This is a genomic window from Bacillus sp. JJ1127, from assembly GCF_036965845.1.
Lineage (GTDB): Bacteria > Bacillota > Bacilli > Bacillales > Bacillaceae_G > Bacillus_A.
This window is the reverse complement of the sequence record NZ_JBALQK010000322.1, coordinates 2380-3483: the sequence shown is the minus strand read 5'-3', so window position 1 is coordinate 3483 and position 1104 is coordinate 2380. Positions and strand designations below refer to the sequence as shown.

General features: G+C 25.5%; 1 protein-coding gene. It reads left to right on the top strand.

From position 1 onward, the window contains the following. Positions 1-1104: hypothetical protein (locus tag V7183_RS23665; protein ID WP_335361032.1), on the top strand; the 1104-nt coding region annotated here is incomplete at both ends.

The window sequence follows — 1104 nt, the reverse complement described above, 5'->3', positions numbered from 1 at the left end:
AATATTGACTCAAATCCATTTCTTTATAGAAGCTACTAGAGTTATTTTTGAATTTTTGGCTACGCTTTTTTTCAGCACCCTAGCATTAGTAAACATTATACTTAAATCTTGGTGGACACTGTTTATAGTAATATTTCTTATCATTTTAAGTATTAAATTTTTAGATATAAACTTAGTTAATTTACCTAATTTATATAATATTATAGGTATTAATTATCCTAACGACAAACTAACTTTAGATTTAATTGACTCGACTACTAAATTTATAAAGGCTATGGTACCTCTTAGCATACCCTTTTTCTATTTTATTTATCGTGAACAAAAAAATATGTCCGAGTCCTCATTAAATCTAACTGAAAACTATTTATACTTAGCTTATTTCTTATTAACTTCTGTTTCTACTTTATGTATAGGTACATATATCGTTGGTGTCATGAGTTCAGAAAAATTAATTGCTTCTCAACTTACTTTTACACAGAAATACACTACTTATATTGGGTGGTTTTCAATCTTATTAACATTTTCATGTTTATTTTTATTAAAAATGACTTTGTCCTTTTTCGGTTCAATCAAAGTAGCACAAGCATTAGAGAAAAAAATCAAGGCAATTAGATTTCATTATCTTATGCTCACTTATTGTAAACTCCCAAATCGCCTTTTATACAAAACGATTAGTTATCAAATAGATAGTATTTATCAAATGATTACTTATGTTTGCATAAAAGATTTAGGAAAAACAGCCGAAGAAAATCTTGAAGAATGGTTTAAAAATTTACATTACTTTTTAAATAGTCCGCGTATGAATACTTTTGATCCTATGCCTAAACACGATTATTTAATTTCGAAGCATTCTAGATATCAACTAAATTTATATAATACTATTCTTCAAAATCATATTAGTTTAATAATCAAATTAATAAAGGATCATAAATTTAAGTACGGAAAAAAATCTATAAATGAACTTTTAAAATATATACCTTTACAAAGCTCATATGTCTCTGACGCAAGTTACAATAAACATCTAGAAGAAATGACATCACTTTATTTTATTAACTTAAATACACTTGCATTATTTCTATTTGAAAGAAATGATATCTCAACTCA